20 protein-coding genes are annotated in these 16,761 nt (G+C 43.2%); 8 read left to right on the top strand and 12 right to left on the bottom strand.

What is annotated here, in order from left to right; translation table 11 throughout:
- Positions 1–82: 82 nt before the first annotated feature.
- From NSS67_RS15435 to NSS67_RS15420, 4 genes are all read right to left on the bottom strand, one after another.
- Positions 83–334 (bottom strand): YolD-like family protein, encoded by a 252-nt coding sequence (locus NSS67_RS15435; RefSeq protein ID WP_283907861.1) that lies wholly within the window; start codon positions 332–334, stop codon positions 83–85.
- A 185-nt stretch (positions 335–519) separates the two neighbouring features.
- Entirely contained in the window at positions 520–1,338 is an 819-nt protein-coding gene (locus NSS67_RS15430; protein ID WP_339320339.1) for a radical SAM protein, read from the bottom strand.
- Positions 1,335–1,868, bottom strand: coding sequence for a methylated-DNA--[protein]-cysteine S-methyltransferase (locus tag NSS67_RS15425; RefSeq protein WP_339320338.1), 534 nt, complete (start codon positions 1,866–1,868; stop codon positions 1,335–1,337). Before NSS67_RS15425 ends, NSS67_RS15430 begins: the two co-directional genes overlap by 4 nt.
- Complete coding sequence (locus tag NSS67_RS15420; RefSeq protein WP_339320337.1) at positions 1,858–2,472, bottom strand: bifunctional transcriptional activator/DNA repair enzyme AdaA; 615 nt, start codon at positions 2,470–2,472, stop codon at positions 1,858–1,860. The genes NSS67_RS15425 and NSS67_RS15420 overlap by 11 nt, the downstream gene beginning before the upstream one ends.
- Before the next feature lie 80 nt (positions 2,473–2,552).
- On the opposite strand from NSS67_RS15420, the gene NSS67_RS15415 reads away from it, so the two are divergent.
- Positions 2,553–2,675, top strand: a complete 123-nt coding sequence (locus NSS67_RS15415; protein ID WP_339320336.1) for a hypothetical protein — start codon at positions 2,553–2,555, stop codon at positions 2,673–2,675.
- A gap of 15 nt (positions 2,676–2,690) precedes the next feature.
- Entirely contained in the window at positions 2,691–3,230 is a 540-nt protein-coding gene (locus NSS67_RS15410) for a MerR family transcriptional regulator (RefSeq protein WP_339320335.1), read from the top strand.
- A 110-nt stretch (positions 3,231–3,340) separates the two neighbouring features.
- Here the strand turns inward: NSS67_RS15410 and aspA are convergent, their stop codons facing one another.
- Both aspA and NSS67_RS15400 read right to left on the bottom strand, forming a co-directional pair.
- A complete protein-coding gene (gene aspA / locus NSS67_RS15405) occupies positions 3,341–4,765 on the bottom strand; it encodes an aspartate ammonia-lyase (protein ID WP_339320334.1) in 1,425 nt (474 codons plus the stop codon).
- Positions 4,766–5,283: 518 nt separating this feature from the next.
- Complete coding sequence (locus NSS67_RS15400) at positions 5,284–6,960, bottom strand: hypothetical protein (protein ID WP_339320333.1); 1,677 nt, start codon at positions 6,958–6,960, stop codon at positions 5,284–5,286.
- Positions 6,961–7,196: 236 nt separating this feature from the next.
- Between NSS67_RS15400 and kduI the strand changes: the two genes are divergently transcribed.
- Genes kduI through kduD form a run of 3 tightly spaced genes read left to right on the top strand, consistent with a single transcriptional unit; the run spans position 7,197 to position 9,620 of the window.
- Positions 7,197–8,030 (top strand): 5-dehydro-4-deoxy-D-glucuronate isomerase, encoded by an 834-nt coding sequence (gene kduI / locus NSS67_RS15395; protein WP_339320332.1) that lies wholly within the window; start codon positions 7,197–7,199, stop codon positions 8,028–8,030.
- A 34-nt stretch (positions 8,031–8,064) separates the two neighbouring features.
- Complete coding sequence (locus NSS67_RS15390) at positions 8,065–8,820, top strand: DeoR/GlpR family DNA-binding transcription regulator (protein ID WP_339320331.1); 756 nt, start codon at positions 8,065–8,067, stop codon at positions 8,818–8,820.
- 41 nt (positions 8,821–8,861) lie between these two features.
- Positions 8,862–9,620: a 2-dehydro-3-deoxy-D-gluconate 5-dehydrogenase KduD gene (kduD, locus tag NSS67_RS15385; protein ID WP_339320330.1), complete on the top strand. Its 759-nt coding sequence runs from the start codon at positions 8,862–8,864 to the stop codon at positions 9,618–9,620.
- A gap of 66 nt (positions 9,621–9,686) precedes the next feature.
- Here kduD and NSS67_RS15380 read toward each other — a convergent pair whose 3' ends face one another.
- The 3 genes from NSS67_RS15380 to NSS67_RS15370 all read right to left on the bottom strand — a co-directional run bounded on the left by NSS67_RS15380 (position 9,687) and on the right by NSS67_RS15370 (position 11,368).
- A complete protein-coding gene (locus NSS67_RS15380) occupies positions 9,687–10,304 on the bottom strand; it encodes a sugar O-acetyltransferase (RefSeq protein WP_339320329.1) in 618 nt (205 codons plus the stop codon).
- 99 nt (positions 10,305–10,403) lie between these two features.
- On the bottom strand, positions 10,404–10,841 hold the full coding sequence (locus tag NSS67_RS15375) for a DUF5301 domain-containing protein (RefSeq protein ID WP_339320328.1): 438 nt from the start codon (positions 10,839–10,841) through the stop codon (positions 10,404–10,406).
- Positions 10,841–11,368: a hypothetical protein gene (locus NSS67_RS15370; protein ID WP_339320327.1), complete on the bottom strand. Its 528-nt coding sequence runs from the start codon at positions 11,366–11,368 to the stop codon at positions 10,841–10,843. Before NSS67_RS15370 ends, NSS67_RS15375 begins: the two co-directional genes overlap by 1 nt.
- Positions 11,369–11,509: 141 nt before the next feature.
- Here NSS67_RS15370 and NSS67_RS15365 point away from each other — a divergent pair, with 141 nt between their 5' ends.
- Positions 11,510–12,160, top strand: coding sequence for an NUDIX domain-containing protein (locus tag NSS67_RS15365; RefSeq protein ID WP_339320326.1), 651 nt, complete (start codon positions 11,510–11,512; stop codon positions 12,158–12,160).
- Entirely contained in the window at positions 12,157–12,714 is a 558-nt protein-coding gene (locus NSS67_RS15360) for a GNAT family N-acetyltransferase (RefSeq protein ID WP_339320325.1), read from the top strand. The genes NSS67_RS15365 and NSS67_RS15360 overlap by 4 nt, the downstream gene beginning before the upstream one ends.
- 39 nt (positions 12,715–12,753) lie before the next feature.
- Here the strand turns inward: NSS67_RS15360 and NSS67_RS15355 are convergent, their stop codons facing one another.
- The gene (locus tag NSS67_RS15355; protein WP_339320324.1) at positions 12,754–14,829 is read right to left on the bottom strand and encodes a beta-galactosidase; all 2,076 of its coding nucleotides are present in this window, start codon (positions 14,827–14,829) and stop codon (positions 12,754–12,756) included.
- A 282-nt stretch (positions 14,830–15,111) separates the two neighbouring features.
- Here NSS67_RS15355 and NSS67_RS15350 point away from each other — a divergent pair, with 282 nt between their 5' ends.
- Positions 15,112–15,891, top strand: coding sequence for an AraC family transcriptional regulator (locus tag NSS67_RS15350; protein ID WP_339320323.1), 780 nt, complete (start codon positions 15,112–15,114; stop codon positions 15,889–15,891).
- 234 nt (positions 15,892–16,125) lie between these two features.
- On the opposite strand, the gene NSS67_RS15345 is transcribed toward NSS67_RS15350, so the two are convergent.
- Both NSS67_RS15345 and NSS67_RS15340 read right to left on the bottom strand, forming a co-directional pair.
- A complete protein-coding gene (locus tag NSS67_RS15345; RefSeq protein WP_339320322.1) occupies positions 16,126–16,479 on the bottom strand; it encodes a hypothetical protein in 354 nt (117 codons plus the stop codon).
- 39 nt (positions 16,480–16,518) lie between these two features.
- Positions 16,519–16,695: a hypothetical protein gene (locus NSS67_RS15340; protein WP_339320321.1), complete on the bottom strand. Its 177-nt coding sequence runs from the start codon at positions 16,693–16,695 to the stop codon at positions 16,519–16,521.
- Positions 16,696–16,761 lie beyond the last annotated feature (66 nt).

Here is a 16,761-nt window from a genome sequence, read left to right as displayed (position 1 = left end):
TCTTTAATCTAGTCGATACTTTATGGTCAAAGAGGCCCCAAAGCCAACATGGCTCACAGGACCTCTTATTGCTGCGTTCCCATTAATCTCTGGGATAATTAACTTGCATAATATCCATAAACGGAACTTTTTCGATACCTTGGTTATTACTGATGTGTACTTTTCCAGTCCGCGAGTCCATTTCAACAATTGTTCCGCGTACCTGTTCTTCTTTTCCCCATACAGTCAATAAAATCTCAGAACTTTCTTGCTTGGCTTCAACTAACTGATTGCCTAGCTCCTCAAGTACAAATTCATCTCTTGTGGGCCGCTTAGCCACTTTTGCTTTTGCCATTCTACTCCTCCAATAAGCGATTACAGGTATTAAGTATACAAGCATAAACGCCTTCGGTGTCCTTATAAGGACGCTAAGCGTATATGCGAGAAATATAAGACATAAAGTATTGCGTGAAACTTATACGTTCTTATATTTTAAAATACTAGGTATGAATGCTCTCGTTTATTATACCATGTTTCAGTTTAAGGCTCGAACCCCTTCTGGCTCAAGAACAGCTCATCTTCATAAAAAACATTCCGGAGTCCATCGTACACCTTACGATACGCAGATGGATCGTACCAATCTTCCAGTTTCAGCTCTTCATAAAGGGAATAAATACCTAATCTCCGTGTACGTTTGCCCCCACTGCCATCTCCCATAAAATAATCATCAATACAAACTCTATCTACCAAACCCCTTAGAATCTCTGGAAAGGACGGGCTGCTCGGTAATACCGGAGCGATGGTAGCCTGAACAGGAATGCCTGCTTTACGCAGTAATTGCAGTGTCTTTAATCTTGCAGAAATGGGTGGAGCACTTGGTGTGAATTTTTTTCGAATATCTTCCAGATCCGTCTCTACCGTCATACTTACGCGAACCTTATCCTCTAAGCGTAATAGTAAATCCATATCTCTACGTACGAGCGGACTACGCGTCTGCACGAACAAAAAATCGGGCGGATTCTCTACCATAACCTCCAGCAAAGCTCTTGTTACCTGCTCCTTGTGCTCAATCGGTTGGTAAGGATCTGTGCTAGAGGACATAAAGATGGAGACCGGTCCTTTGGACTTTGCTTTCTGGAGTTCTTTGCGTAAAATAGCTGCTGCCTCTTGTTTGACATCTACCCACGTTCCCCACTCCTCTGTGCGGAACAGCGATACTGGCATTTGACGTACATAACAATAGGAACAACCATAGGTACAGCCGGTATACGGATTTAAGGAATGGCTATAACCAGACAAGTAGCCTGTCCCTTTATTCAGAAGAGTCTTCGGGGATGTGTAACGGGATTCAATTTTCATAGCTCCCTTACACTCCCTCCTTTTTCCAAGTTAAGCAGGTTTGTCTTCATCTCTAGACCGCCCCGGTATCCAGTTAGTGTTCCATTCTTGCCAATCACTCGGTGGCAGGGCACCGTAATTAGTATCGGATTCGCACCAATGGCCGTCCCTACCGCACGTACAGCAGCTGGCTTTTGAATATGTGTGGCAATGTCCGAATAAGACCACGTTTGTCCATATGGAATTTCACATAACGCTTTCCACACCGCAAGTTGAAATGGAGTCCCACGGTAATCAAAAGGAAAGCTAAACGTTTGACGGTTCCCTTGCAAATATTCGATCAGTTCCTTTGCATATGGCTCCATTTTCTCTTCGTCCTGCACCAGTTCACTTCCAGGAAACCGACGCGTAACCCACTCACTCATTTCATCGAATGGCTTCTGCTGCGATCCCACATAACTTAACCCTTTCTCCGATGCTGCGATATAGAAACTCCATTCCTTATAAGTTAGCAAGGTCCAGTATAGTGTTGTATTTGTTCTATTCTCCATGTTTCTGTTCCTCCACAATAAGTTCAGAATGATTCGTTGCTTCTATTTTGTTCAGCTGACGGAACTGCGTTGGGGTGCAGCCCGTTTTTTTCTTAAACAAGGTTATAAAATACGACGTATTAGGCAGACCCACGTGTAACCCGATATCAGCTACTGCCCGCTCCGTGGTAACCAAATATTCTGATGCCTTCTCGATTCTCTTTTGCTGGATATAATCCACTGGAGTGATTCCCGTTACTTTCTTGAAGGTTCGATGTAAATGATAGGGACTTCCATGACAGACTTCAGCCAGCGTTTCAAGTGTGAGGGGTTCAATATAATGTTTGTCGATATATTCAGTCATTACAGCTACCCATTCCTTATCAGGCAGCCGCTCACCTGTCGGTTTGCATCTTTTACAGGGACGAAATCCGGATTCTAGCGCTTGTTCTGCATTTTGAAAGATGCACGCATTCTCTCGATTAGGTGCTTTGGACTTACAGGAAGGTCGGCAAAAAACCCCCGTAGTCTTCACAGCATAAAAGAATTTATCGTTATAGGCTGCATCATTTTGCAAAATAGCCTGCCATTGTTCCTCAGTCATTTTTTCCTCTTCTCCGCTCATTTCCATACGCTTCACCTCTAAACCAAGTATACCCTGCTTCTGGGTCATCTGTACTCAATCTGGAATGTAAAAGCAAGATAGTGAAATACAAGAATGGTGAGATTGCTCGTATTTCCACTTTGTTTATCGAATCCGCACTTCCTTTGTCAACCGTGCAGGGAGCAGCAATTGTTGGGCGAATTACTCATAACATGACTACCTGAACTGGAGGAATCAAAATGGAAATTCTGAAAACAAAGGATGCCGCAGAGCTGTTGTCTGTTAGCCAAACAACGATCAAACGTTGGGCTGCTATGTTCCCTGATTTTTTTCCAAAGGACCGATTTGGCCACTATACATTCTCAGAGCAGCAAATCAGCTTGCTTAGTCATATTAAAGACTGCATTAATCACGGAGAACCCCTAGAGAGCATTCAATTATCTATCCCTAATGAAAATCAGATGTCCAAGTCACTACAAGATCCAATTCATCACACAGATGCTGAGCCTATGCAGGATATATTGTCCCGGATTCATTATATTGAACGTACACTCGATCAAAAGGCTGACGAAGTAGTCATGATACAGCTGCTCCAGCAGCGTGAGGAGCTTGAGGATCTACGTATGATGATCAAAGAAATAGCGGCATCTCTAGAACCAACGCAAGTTTCAAAAGGGAACTACTATCCCCCTAATGAAGCTTCCCCTCCCGTTACCACTACAAGGTTACCCTCTCCGCCAAGGAAACGTGGCTTATTGCGCTCTTTCTTTTTCCTGTAAGTCTGAAACGCAAAAGAACCTACTTCTAACCATCGTGAAGTAGGTTCTTTTAAAAGACTAGTAAATTGAAATCTCTCCTTCCACTCAAAACGTTAAGCGGGGATACTACTCTACTCTTTATGCAATAAACTAGCTCCTGCAATCCCCGGATGCGTCATTTCATAAGGGTCCAGAATCAGATTCAACTCTTCTTCGGATAGCACATTATACTTAATGCACAATTCCCGTACAGACTCCCCCGTCAAAATCGCTTCACGAGCAATACGCGATACCACTTCATAACCCAGATGCGGGTTGACTGCGGTAATGATTCCGACACTCCGTTCCACATCCCGCTCTAGCTTCTCTTTATTGGCTTCAATTCCAGCCAGACAGAAGTCTGTGAAGACTTGGAATGAATTGTTCATGATACTGATGGACTGAATGAGATTGAACACAAGCACAGGCTCCATAACATTTAGCTCCAGCTGACCTGCTTGGGAAGCCAAACAGATCGTATGGTCATTCCCTATGACTTGAAAAGCCACCTGATTGATGACCTCAGCCATAACCGGATTGACTTTACCTGGCATAATGGAGGAACCAGGCTGGCGAGCAGGCAGTGAAATCTCATTAAACCCTGTCCGCGGGCCGGAGGCCATGAGCCGAAGATCATTAGCGATCTTAGACATGTTCATCATGCAGACTTTTAGGGCAGCAGATACTTCTGTGTATGCGTCCGTATTTTGCGTGGCATCCACAAGATGATCTGCCGTAACTAGCGGCAGTCCACTTATATCAGCCAAATACTCTACAACCACTTCGATATAACGAGGGTCAGCGTTTAATCCAGTTCCTACAGCGGTTGCGCCCATATTTACTTCATACAAATGATGGCGTGTATGTTCGATACGTTTGATATCTCTCTCAAGTACTCTGCGATAAGCCTCGAACTCTTGGCCCAGACGAATCGGCACTGCATCTTGTAGATGCGTGCGTCCCATTTTTATAACTGGATCGAATTCCTTGGCTTTAACTGCAAACACCTCATGCATTCTTCGCATCGTCACAAGCAGTTGTTCCAAAAGAGAAAGCGTGGCAATATGAATGGCCGTCGGGAATGCATCATTTGTAGACTGCGCCATATTCACATGAGAGTTGGGACTCAAATGGCGATAGTCGCCTTTCTCATGACCAAGCAGTTCTAGTGCTCGGTTAGCAATGACTTCATTCGCATTCATATTTAACGAGGTACCTGCACCACCCTGAATAGGGTCAACAATAAATTGCTCGTGCCATTGGCCTTCGATGATCTCATCTGCTGCTTTAACAACAACTTCACCAAGCCCACGATAGAGCCTGCCAATTTCCATATTTGCAAGCGCAGCGGCTTTCTTTACGATCCCCATCGCTTTGATTAACTCATTGTGTACTCTATAACCCGTAATTGGAAAATTCTCTACTGCGCGTAATGTCTGAATCCCATAGTATGCGTTCTTATCTACTTGTTTGCTACCTAGAAAATCATTTTCTACACGAAATTCAGTTCCTGTCACAGTAAATCCCTCGCATTCTTTGAGTTAGGTTTGGTTGTATTTAAGAAAGCGCATTCATTCATTTGTCTCACTTAGATATTAACCTTTATTGTGATAAATGTCTCTCAGAAAATTAGGGATTAATGTAATTAATTACTAATGACTTCGCGAAAGCCTTGCCCTTAAAGGAAACCTGATTATTATTAGGAGCGAATTTCCAAATGAAGCTGTAGCATAGTATCCGTACTAATCAGATTCTATTGCATTTCATACAATCAAATTTGGTGTAATAACCTCAATTTATAGTTCTATTGCACTCAGTGCATTAGAATCTTATTGATCGGCCTATATGACACATAAATGCTCGATTCTGTTGTACAAAATACACTGGATTGCTTTTGTGAGGAAATTCCGCTTAATTCTATTGCAGTAAATACATTAGAATGTCATCGGATCATAAAGCATATTTACATATAAAAAAAGCCGACCTTAGAGATCGACTCTTTCCTAACCTTACTCACAACTATTATGCGTTCCCATTAAACCGTATAATTCTCCAAGGAAATCTTCACACCATTCAGCAGGGCTTGCGGCAGCGCTGACTCACTCTTCTTACTTAAATGCAATCTATCGCCATCACTAGTGATATAATGTGCCGCTAATCCGTCCACTATCTCGAACTGTGGTTCATTATGGGCCATAGCTATTACGAATGCATCCAGTCCGATTATGCCACGCTCAGCTGACTCCTTAACGCCGATCGCCTCAACGATTACCCCACCCGGCATTCCCGTAGCTGATACCTCAATGTATCCCGGACGTTCCTGCAGTTGATATGGATGAGATAGATAGATTGCGAAATAGACATCGCCAACCTGACCGAACAGTGCATTCGGGTCTTGCATCCATTCACCATGGGGGAGAACACCGATGATCGTATCCTTTTCATCCTGAGGAATAGGAAATAAAGAAATAATGGCATTCTTATGATAGAGGACCTCCATATAACGACTCTGATGGCGAGGATCACCTTCGTTGTATCCTTGACCTGGGTGGAAGAAGTACAGCTGATTGGCTCCTCCCTCTCCGTTCACAGGTAGGGAAAATGCCCAACGGAGCTGTTCATTATCGAACTCCTCTACTCGCTCCCACATCCCACCTGCTGCAAAATGCTCTGTAATATAAGCATAGGAATGAAGAAGTGGTTGAGCGTTCGGATCTGCTGGGACTACCTTCTGTGTAATCTTGGTAGCTTCCACTGGCGTCTGTCGATTCATTGCAGCTATTAATACCTCATCAGGTGCTTTATAGAACAGGAATCCAGCATACTCCGTACGCGGCATTGCCTCTGGGAGTTTGAAGTCCCCAAATTGAATATAGTCATGAAGCACATTTGCGTCTCCTGGTACATCATGCGGCCATCCTCTAGAATGTGCACCCACCCAAGCTCCCTGAAGATAAAACTCTGCTCGCACCTTCCAAAGATGGTCAAGCATTTCTTTAAGGGTAGTGATTAGATCTGTATCCTCTGCTGGGACTAGCTCCAAAGCGCAGGTAAATGCCTGAACCCAATGCCAGAACCACGGGAGACTGCCGTATTCTGGCATTCCCTTAGAGCGGATATATGCGAGTGTATCCTTCAGACTTTGCCGACCATCCTCAACGAGCACATCATCTGCGAACATAGTGCCAAAAATCAGCTTTGCTGCTGTATATTTCGCTTCATGATGTCCAAAAGTTAGAACTGGTTTACGGAAGAAATCACTCCGATAAATGTGCCCAAATGCTGTATTCAGGACAATACGAAGTTGAGCGTTTAGTGCTCCACCATATCTTTTGCAAAAGTAGGCCATCAAACTGCCCATTATTTCCACAGGCAACTCATGAGGTGACGCTTCTCGTGGAACCGGATTCAAGCCGAGTGGCCAATGACCATATAGCTCCGAGCCGGGTTGCCGATTCTGCAGCATTACTGTCTCTAGCAGCACATCCTGTGCCTTCTGCTTCGCTTGTTCACGATCAAAAGGTAGCGCGAGCGAATCATCTACTGCAGCTGCAAAAAGATATGAGGCATAATAAAAGTTATTTCGCACATCATCATGGAACCAGAGTCCACTCTCAAGCAGAGGCCGTCTCTGTGCTTCCAGCGCAATTCTTACAATGATTTCTTGTTGACGGTCCTGATAAGTACTCTGAATACCATTCGACTCCAACATTCAAGTTCAACCTCCCACATCTCAATTTTTAATAGTATGATTACAATCCAATAAATGAGAACTAAGCATTTCAGCTCTATTGTGCACACTTTTCGTTCATTTTGCAATTGTCAAAACAATAAAATAAACTAAAATGAACCATTAAATAAAAATAAACACTTGTAAAATGAACATATATGGAGTAAATTGTACCTATACGAACCAAAAATATGCTTGTTAAGGAGATTGAATATTCCATGGAAAGACGTTTCGCTTCCCACCCTAATGAAGTTAAGCAGTTTGACACTGAACGCCTCCGTAAGGAATTCCACATTCCTGTCATTTTTGCACCAGATGAGTTAAAGCTTGTCCTTACCCATGAGGATCGCATGATCGTTGGTGGCGCTAATCCTGTTAAGGAAGAAGTTGTACTTACAACAGACCTTAAAGAGCTTGGGGTTACTTACTTCTTGGAACGCCGTGAGCTGGGAATCATCAATGTTGGCGGTAAAGGATCGGTTGTTGTGGATGGTACAGAATATGAAGTAGATTTTAAAGAATGTCTTTATGTAGGCCAAGGCTCTAAGGATGTAATCTTCAAAAGTGCAGACGCTTCCAAGCCCGCCAAATTCTATTTGAATTCTGCGCCTGCTCACCAGTCCTATCCAACTACCAAAACCACATTGGCTGAATCCGAATCCGGTGCGATGGGCGGTTTGGAGAACTCCAACGAGCGTACAATTCACCGCTTCATTCACACCAATGGTGTACAAAGTGCTCAGCTAGTTATGGGAATGACCCAACTGAAGCCAGGTAGCATGTGGAATACGATGCCGGCTCATACCCATCCACGCCGGATGGAAGCCTATTTCTATTTTGATCTTCCGGACGATTCCGTTGTATTCCATTTGATGGGCGAACCTAATGAAACTCGTCATATCGTAATGCATAACGATCAAGCAGTTATTTCTCCAAGCTGGTCCATCCACAGTGGTGTTGGCACTCATAACTATACTTTTATCTGGAGTATGGCTGGCGATAATAAAAGATATGATGATATGGACCCCGTATCCATGAAAGAACTACAATAGAGATAAATCAATTACGGAAAGCTGAGGCAAGCGGATGAACCCGATACGACGACACGAGATGATTATGGAAGTTATGCTGAACCAAAAAGATGTAACGGTGAATGAACTGAGCGATAAGCTACAGGTCACAGGAAAAACGATTCGAGAGGATTTAAGCAAGCTGGAGGAGCAAGGCCTAATCGTACGTGTACATGGCGGAGCTGTGCTGGCACAAAGCGACCAATTTGGTATTTTGCCCTCAAAGGATCCCCTGGATAAGTATTCCGACGAGAAAACGGAGATCGCCTTGCGCGCGCTTGCTCATATTGAACAGGATGATATTATAGCTCTTGACGGCGGGAGTACGACGCTTGAAATTGCTCGACGCCTGGACAATATGCCTCTAACGGTAGTCACCAATGATGTATACATCATCAGCGAACTGGTTACGAAAGATAACATTCGTCTGGTCGTTCCCGGGGGTTACCGTGTCCGCAATATGTTGGCCGGTCCTGAAGCTGTCTCCTATGTACAACAACTTAATATTCAAAAAGCATTTCTGTCCTCGACAGCTGTTCATATTGAACATGGACTTTCCATTTATACAGGAGATTTAATAGAGTTCAAGCAAGCCCTTGTATCTACAGCCCGTAAGGTGTTCGCGGTTGTGGATCATCATAAATTCGGCCAAACTGCACTGCGTACATTCGCATCACTACAGGAGGTAGACGTTATCTTGACAGATAAAGGACTCTCTCCAGATACAGTCGAGCAATTCCGCAGTGCAGGCGTGGCTATTGAATGCGAATAAATCTAGAATATGAATCTACCTAATAAAGGGGCGTAATTTATATGTCATCATCATTATTCAGCTTGGCAGGTAAAACAGCACTCGTAACCGGTGCAGCTCAAGGTCTTGGACAAGGGATTGCCCTTGCCTTCGCAGAAGCAGGTGCAGATATCGCATCTGTATCTCTTAATACAAGTGAAGAAACTGTAAACGCAGCAAAAGCTTTTGGCGTAAAAGCGGTTAGCATCGAATCAGATTTAAGTGACCATAGCAACCTGCAAAATACATTTGATCAAGCACTTCAACTAACTGGTCATGTCGACATTCTCGTAAACTGTGCAGGGATGATCCGCCGTACTCCGGCGAAAGACCATAGCGAAAAAGACTGGTTCGATGTAATCAACCTGAACCTGAACACCGTGTTCCTTCTGTCTCAAATCGCTGGTCGCCACTTCCTCGAAAGAGGATCCGGCAAAATCATTAACATCGCCTCCATGCTCTCCTATCAAGGCGGAATCAATGTCCCTGGCTACACCGCGAGTAAGCACGGGGTTGCAGGTCTTACTAAAGCTTTTGCCAATGAATGGGCAGGCTCCGGTCTGAACATCAATGCGATTGCACCAGGCTACATGGCTACTGAAAATACAGCTCCGATCCGTGCCGACCAAAGTCGTTCGGACGCTATCCTAGATCGTATTCCAGCTGCACGTTGGGGAACACCTGAAGATCTTAAGGGCCCTGCTGTATTCTTGGCTTCCGCAGCTTCCGACTATCTAAATGGTCATATTCTTAATGTTGACGGCGGATGGTTGGCTAGATAATCTTCATTGATATACTAAACCCGCTGCCAGCAGGCAGCGGGTTATTTGTTGAACGAATCGAAGTCACTATTGACCCAAAGCAGAATAATCAATTTTACGATCCTTAAAATAATACTCTTTATCATGATCAGAAACTTCTCGGAGAACCTTGCATGGATTCCCAACAGCGATTACGTTAGACGGAATGTCTTTTGTTACAATGCTTCCTGCTCCGATAACGGTATTATCGCCAATCATAACACCTGGAAGCAAAATAGCACCCGCGCCAATCCAGCAATTCCTCCCAATTGTAACAGGAGCATTATATTGATATGCCTTTTCTCGTAGTTCTGGTACAATCGGATGCCCTGCTGTTGCCACGGTAACATTCGGTCCAAACATGGTGTAATCTCCAACAAAGATATGCGTATCATCAACTAACGTCAAATTAAAGTTCGCATAAATGTTTTTACCAAAATGTACGTGCTTACCGCCCCAATTGGAATGTATCGGTGGCTCAATGTAGCATCCCTCTCCAATCTCCGCAAACATTTCCTTCAATAATGCAAATCTTTTTTCATGATCCATTGGACGTGTCTGATTGTAATCATATTGTCGATTAAGGCAAATCGTTTGCTCTTGAACCAGTTGCTCATCTCCAGGCAAATACAAGCTGCCATTATGTAGCTGCTCTCTGATGTTCATTTATACACCTCATAAATTAGTTTGATTAAGATATTAGAATCGTATCATGTCCATAACCACTTTACAAAATAATAAACCTGCTGCTTGATATGCAGCAGGTTATTTGTTGAACATTTTTGCAATGAACTCCGAATCAAACTTACTAGTAATTTTAAAACCGCCAGAGTGGTATTTACTCTTACTATCCAGATCTGTGATATGCAAGTAATTCGTGTCAGTGAGGCTCATTCCAAACCGCAGACCTTTATTAACAAATATACTGATCCAATAGGTCTTCGCAGGTTTATCTGAGGCATTAGTTCTTCTTAATTTCACATCAGCAAATTCATGTATGATTTTCTCAATTTCTGCCGGATCATCAATCTTTATTTCTTCTTCATTGGAAGATTTAAGAATTTGGATGGACGTGATTTCTGTTGTATTGATTCGATCCAGAATAATATTTTCGAATGAATTATAACTGTGATATAACGTAATACTCCAATAGCCAATAATGAATACTGCAAGAAACACGAAGTATGGATTAGGTTTTTTCATTAAGATGAGCCCTCTATCTCCACAAATTCTCCCGGATGTGACCGAATATACTCACCAATCAACCTGTGGCTATCTGCAGCAATGTTCTGAAATCGTTCAAATAAACCACTCATCTCACTAAACAACTCAGGGTCATGATCGAGATCCGTGATGGCAGCATCCCCCCACTCTTTTCCCAATCTATCGTTTCTTTCTTCGAGAAATGACTTTGTTTCCTGAAGCAAAAAGAACATTTCCTCATCGCCAAAAAATCGTATCCCTCCCATCACTCCTGTCCAATAACCCGGCAGGTCTTGCAAGTAGGAAATCCAAGCATAATACTCCCCTTCAGAATTACAGCTGTGGTCATACATCACCCTGAACATACATAATGCCCTCTGTCCATCTGTGAGCTTTGAGATCACCTCGGATTTAATCGATGGAGATTTTCCGCGAATCAGTTGAAAGGTAGGCTCCGTACAGGCCCATCCTAATCTTTCATCACTTAAAGTGTCCAAGTCTTTCTGCTTCATAGCCACTAAATCCATTTAACTCCTCCTTTGATTAACATCCAAAAATATACATATCATTCTTGCTAATGTCAATAAGAACCATCTAACATTTAGGGCAATTCCAACGTTTTTATGATAGGCTTTAGGCAGAAGAAATCATCACAAAGGAGCTTTCCTATGCATAATGAGATACTTACCATATTTGATGAGGCAGGCAACCGAACGGGTACGGCTCCACGTGAAGTAGTACACCGGCTAGGACATTGGCATGAAACTTTCCACTGCTGGTTCATAAGCAAAGATCAGGAAACCCTCTATATCTATTTACAGCTTCGCAGTGAACAGAAACAAGATTATGCGGGACTACTGGATATCACGGCCGCCGGACATTTGCTAGCACACGAAACTGTAGAGGATGGGATACGTGAGGTTCAAGAGGAACTGGGACTGGAGCTTTCTTTTGAAGACCTGATCCCACTGGGAACAATACCTTACAGTATGAGAAAAGATACCCTTATCGATAATGAGCGAGCGCATGTCTTTGTTTATCACAATCCTTATCAGCTAGAAGATTTTCAGTTACAAAAAGAAGAGGTCGCAGGAATCGTTAAAGTTAAGTTTGTTGATTTCCGCAGATTTTGGCAGGGAGAAATACATAGTCTACAAGTCAACGGTTTCCAAGTTGATCCGCACGGGCATAGAATTACCATTCAGCAGGATGTAGATATGACGCATTTTGTGCCCCATGATGCGGATTATTATACTCGTATTATTAATGGTGTCGAAGCTATCCTTCTCACCTCATCAATAGGAGCGGAAGGCATATGATCGTTAATCAGCGAACATTTGTAGTGAATGGAATCGAATACACCCTTAGATCAGCAATCCCTACGGATGCCAAGTCACTGTCTGAATTAAGAATACAGATCGATGGCGAGACCGAGAATTTAGACAGAGAACCAGGTGAGACTTTTATAGACGAAATAGGGTTTCAACAGCTTATTCAAACTGATTCGGATAAACCAAGAAACTTATTTCTAGTCGCAGTAGTTGATGATCTAATCGTTGGGTTCTCTAGATGCGAAGGCCTTACTTTAAAAAGATTCGCTCATAAAGTAGAGTTTGGAGTATGTGTGTTACAGGATTATTGGGGGTATGGAATCGGAAAGAATCTTCTAGCAGAATCGATTGCTTGGTCCGACGCTAACGGAATTCTAAAGATCACTTTGAGTGTCCTAGAAACGAATGACAAGGCTATTAAACTTTATCAAAAGCTCGGCTTTGAGATTGAGGGAATATTAAAGAATGACAAGATTCTTTCTGACGGTAAATTCTATAACACCATTATGATGGGACGACATATAAACTCTTATATTTCGTAAAAAAGGCAGAACCTGAACATCTCAGGTCCTGCCTTCTTTTTATACCAACGATTTACGTTTCAACATTGCGAGATCATTCACTGCTAGATTCAATACTGCCGGTGCAGCAGCACCTGACTTCAGATCTGTGTATTCTTTTCCATCTAATTCGACGCTTTGCGGACTGCCACTGAAGTTCTGCACAAAAATATAATCGCTCTCTCCATCCGTCCGAATCTGCGCGGTCACACCTACAGGAAGCTCACTATCAAGCGCACGAGTAATCCCTGCTTTAGAAGTGATTGCAGCATACAACTCAACGTAGAATGATGCGTCTTTGACACGAGTAGCTAGATGGTACGCATTTCCTTTGCCAAAACGATTTATAGTAAGCGCTGGACGTCCAGCATAGAAATCACTGCGATAATTGCCCAGAGCCTCGGCGCCCTCCAGATGGATCAACTCAGCAATTTCATGTGCATCATAATCTCCACTAAGATTAAGTGCATTGCTCGCCTGCATAACAACACCATTCAAATCACGGCTATGCAGTCCTTCTGTCTCCTCTGCCCAAATGCCGAGTGTTCTGCGTAGTGGACCAGGGAATCCTCCTAGATGACATAAATCAGTTTCATTCACTACACCAGACCAATAGGTCGCTAGGAATGTACCGCCCTGCTCAACATACTTCTCAATTCGCTTCCCATTCTCTTCGCTGATCAGATATAACATCGGAGCGATAACTAGCTTGTAAGCTGATAAATCGTCACCCGAGCCGATGATGTCCACAGGGACACCTAGCTGCCAAAGGGCTTGATAATGCTGTTGTACGGTTTCTTCATAACGCAATCCAGAATTGCGAATCCCTTGCGCATCCTTTATTGCCCAGCGGTTGTCCCAATCGAAAATAATCGCTGTTTGTGCTGGAGTTGACGTACCCACTACTTCAGTCATTTCCGCTAGTGTCTTCCCTACCTCTGTTACATCCTGAAACACGCGTGTCTCAGAGTGACCGCTATGATCAACTACCGCTCCATGGAATTTCTCACTGGAGCCTCTGCTTTTACGCCACTGAAAATACTGTACAGAATCCGAACCATGCGCTACCGCTTGAAGGGATGACAGCTTATGCATTCCTGGACGTTTCAGCTTACTAACCGATTGCCAGTTCGTAAGTGAAGGCGTACTCTCCATGAGCAGGAATGGCTTATTTTTAAATGAACGCATGAGATCGTAGTGCATCGCTGTTGAGGCCGCTAGTCTAACATCGTCCCCATCTTCAGTGTAATGCCAGTCTGGATAAGCATCCCAAGAGACAACATCCAGCATTTTAGCCATTTTGCGATAATCGATCCCATCGATCATATGCATATTCGTCGTTATTGGCAGCGCTGGATTGTAAGGGCGAACCGTATTGCTCTCATGCTGACAGAAATCAATCGTCTGTTCACTCACAAATCGTCTCCAGTCGAGATTCAAGCCGTGAACCTGTGTCTCACCATGTGGGGCAGGTGATTCAATCTGTGTCCATGAAGTGTACGTATGACTCCAGAACGTAGCCCACCAAGCATGGTTTACCTCATCAAGACTATTATTATATTTCACCTTTAGCCAATCTCTAAAAGCATTCTGACAAAGATCACAATGACACTCGCCACCGAATTCATTTGAAATATGCCAACCGATCACAGCAGGATGCTGACTATAACGTTCCGCTAGCTTCGTATTTAAGATCGCTGTTTTCTCACGGTAGACAGGAGAAGTAAAGCAGTGATTGTGACGGAAGCCATGCAAATTATGAACACGATTACGTTCTACTCTTAGAACCTCTGGGTACTTATCAGACATCCAAGCTGGGCGAGCTCCACTAGGCGTTGCCAAGAAAGCGTAAATTCCATTCTCAGCAAAAGAATCAAGCACACCATCCAGCCAATCGAATGTGAACACACCCTCTTCAGGCTCTAGGGATACCCAAGAAAAAATTCCGACGGACATCACATTGCAGTTCGCAAGCTTCATCAGACGAATATCCTCGCGCAAAATTTCTGGATATTTCAGCCATTGTTCAGGATTATAATCAGCACCGTGCAGCATCACTGGAGCTTTGCTACTAATCGGGGAATGTTTTTTACTCATTGTGTAAGATCATCCTCTCAGTTCAGCCCATATATTGAATGGGACTATTCTCTGATGAAACGCTAGATGCTTAAGCTATCTATATCACGAATCATCATTTATACTATTCATAATAGTAGAAAATTCATATCTATCGTTAGGAATATAGTCTCAAGGTGATAGCACAAAATGAATATGAGGTGAATTATACTGCTTCCTTTTTCTCTAGTAGAACTGCCGCGCGACACTGGGACGCTTCCCTTATATCCCTACTCCGTAGGTCGTCATATACAATTTTATCATGTGCGCCCTACTGGATTCCCTGTACACCAGATCTTTCTGATCCGCACCGGAACTGGTTTATTTCGTGATCTGGAGAGCGGCAATGAAATAATTCTAGAGCCTGGAATGGCATTCGCCTTCCCCCCAGATCGCGGACATGAATATTTCCCTACTTCTCTTGAACCATGGCATGTGGGTTTCATCGGAATCGAAGGGAGTCAGTCGCAAGGAATGCTGGAGAGCATCGGGCTCCTCCCTTCTGTACCCTATCGTCTTGCACGTTTTGATCAATGTTGGGAGGAAATCGCTCAGATCTGGCATACGGTTAACGCTCAGACGGCTATTCGACAAGATGACCACGGGATGGAGGATCTATCCATTACCTTGTATCGATTACTTTTAATGCTACGTCGTAACGAAACTACTCACACCATAGGGAGCCGCTTGGAGCTTGAATCTGTTCGTAATGAAGCGTTGACTAAAGCCGTTGAACTTATTAACGAGCATTATACTGAGCCACTACTTATCTCCAATCTCGCTACTGCTGTGGGTTATTCCGTGCAGCATTTTCAGCGTCTGTTCGTACAGGAATATGCCGTAACTCCACATAAGTATCTGCAGAATTTGCGGCTAGAGCGTGCGATACAGTTAATGACGGAGAATGATGATATTCTCGTTCAGGATATTGCGCTTCAGCTTGGTATGGAGACGAATTATTTTATAAGAATTTTCCGAAATACTTATGGCTGTACGCCTGGGGTTATGAAGATGCGACTTTTAGAAGGCACGCAAGGAAAATAACAGTATTAGAAAACCTCGTAACAGAGTAAATAATTCTAGTTTGCTTCTGGTGGGAGGTTTTAGACTTAGAATCTACACACTTTGCGGATTAGGGAAATCCTCCCTAATATATACGAAGATACCCTCTTTATGAATGAATTGCCTCGATAATGAGGGAGATTTTCCCTAATTATCACTTGGAGCACGATAAATCTCACATTATTAGGGAAACTTTCCCAATAATTATTCCTTAGTTCAAAAACCAAGTAGCTTATAAATAAGAGGCACCTTAATATCCTCCGCATAGTAGCAATTTTCGAATTTCTCTTTAAGCAATAGACTTCGGCAGGCAGCTCCTGATTCTTCATATATATCCGTATTTACATTTAATTCAATGTTTCGATATTCATTATATTTTGGAGTTTCATTTTTTATAGAAAGGATATCAGAAGATTTCCAAGATAACGAAAAATCATCTTTATGTTCACTTGAATATACCTTTATCTTATCACCAGTCTGAATTTGTTCAACCTCGACAATATAAAGCACCCCACCTGCTGCACCACCATAATTTAAATAATACGCGCTAGCGTTCAGTTCATAGCACAAAGAGACCCTCAGCAGTGTGCTGATGGGTCTAAGTTTTGGTTATTCTAACGGCTGACTAACCAGCATGTAATAAAGTCCTTTATTCACCATTTGCTCATGAGTACCTGACTCTGCAATAACACCTTGTTCAAGTACGAGAATACGGTCAGCCTGACGAATCGTGCCCAGTCGGTTAGCAATGATGAGTGTCGTTCGATCTTTGAGTATCGTGCTCATATTTCGCTGAATCGTCTTCTCGGATTCGTTATCGAGCGCACTTGTCGCTTCGTCGAAGATTAGAAT

It is taken from the genome of Paenibacillus sp. FSL R10-2734 (assembly GCF_037963865.1).
In the GTDB taxonomy this organism is placed as follows: domain Bacteria; phylum Bacillota; class Bacilli; order Paenibacillales; family Paenibacillaceae; genus Paenibacillus_AQ.
The sequence above is the reverse complement of the archived record's forward strand: the minus strand, read 5'-3'. Positions and strand labels throughout refer to the sequence as shown.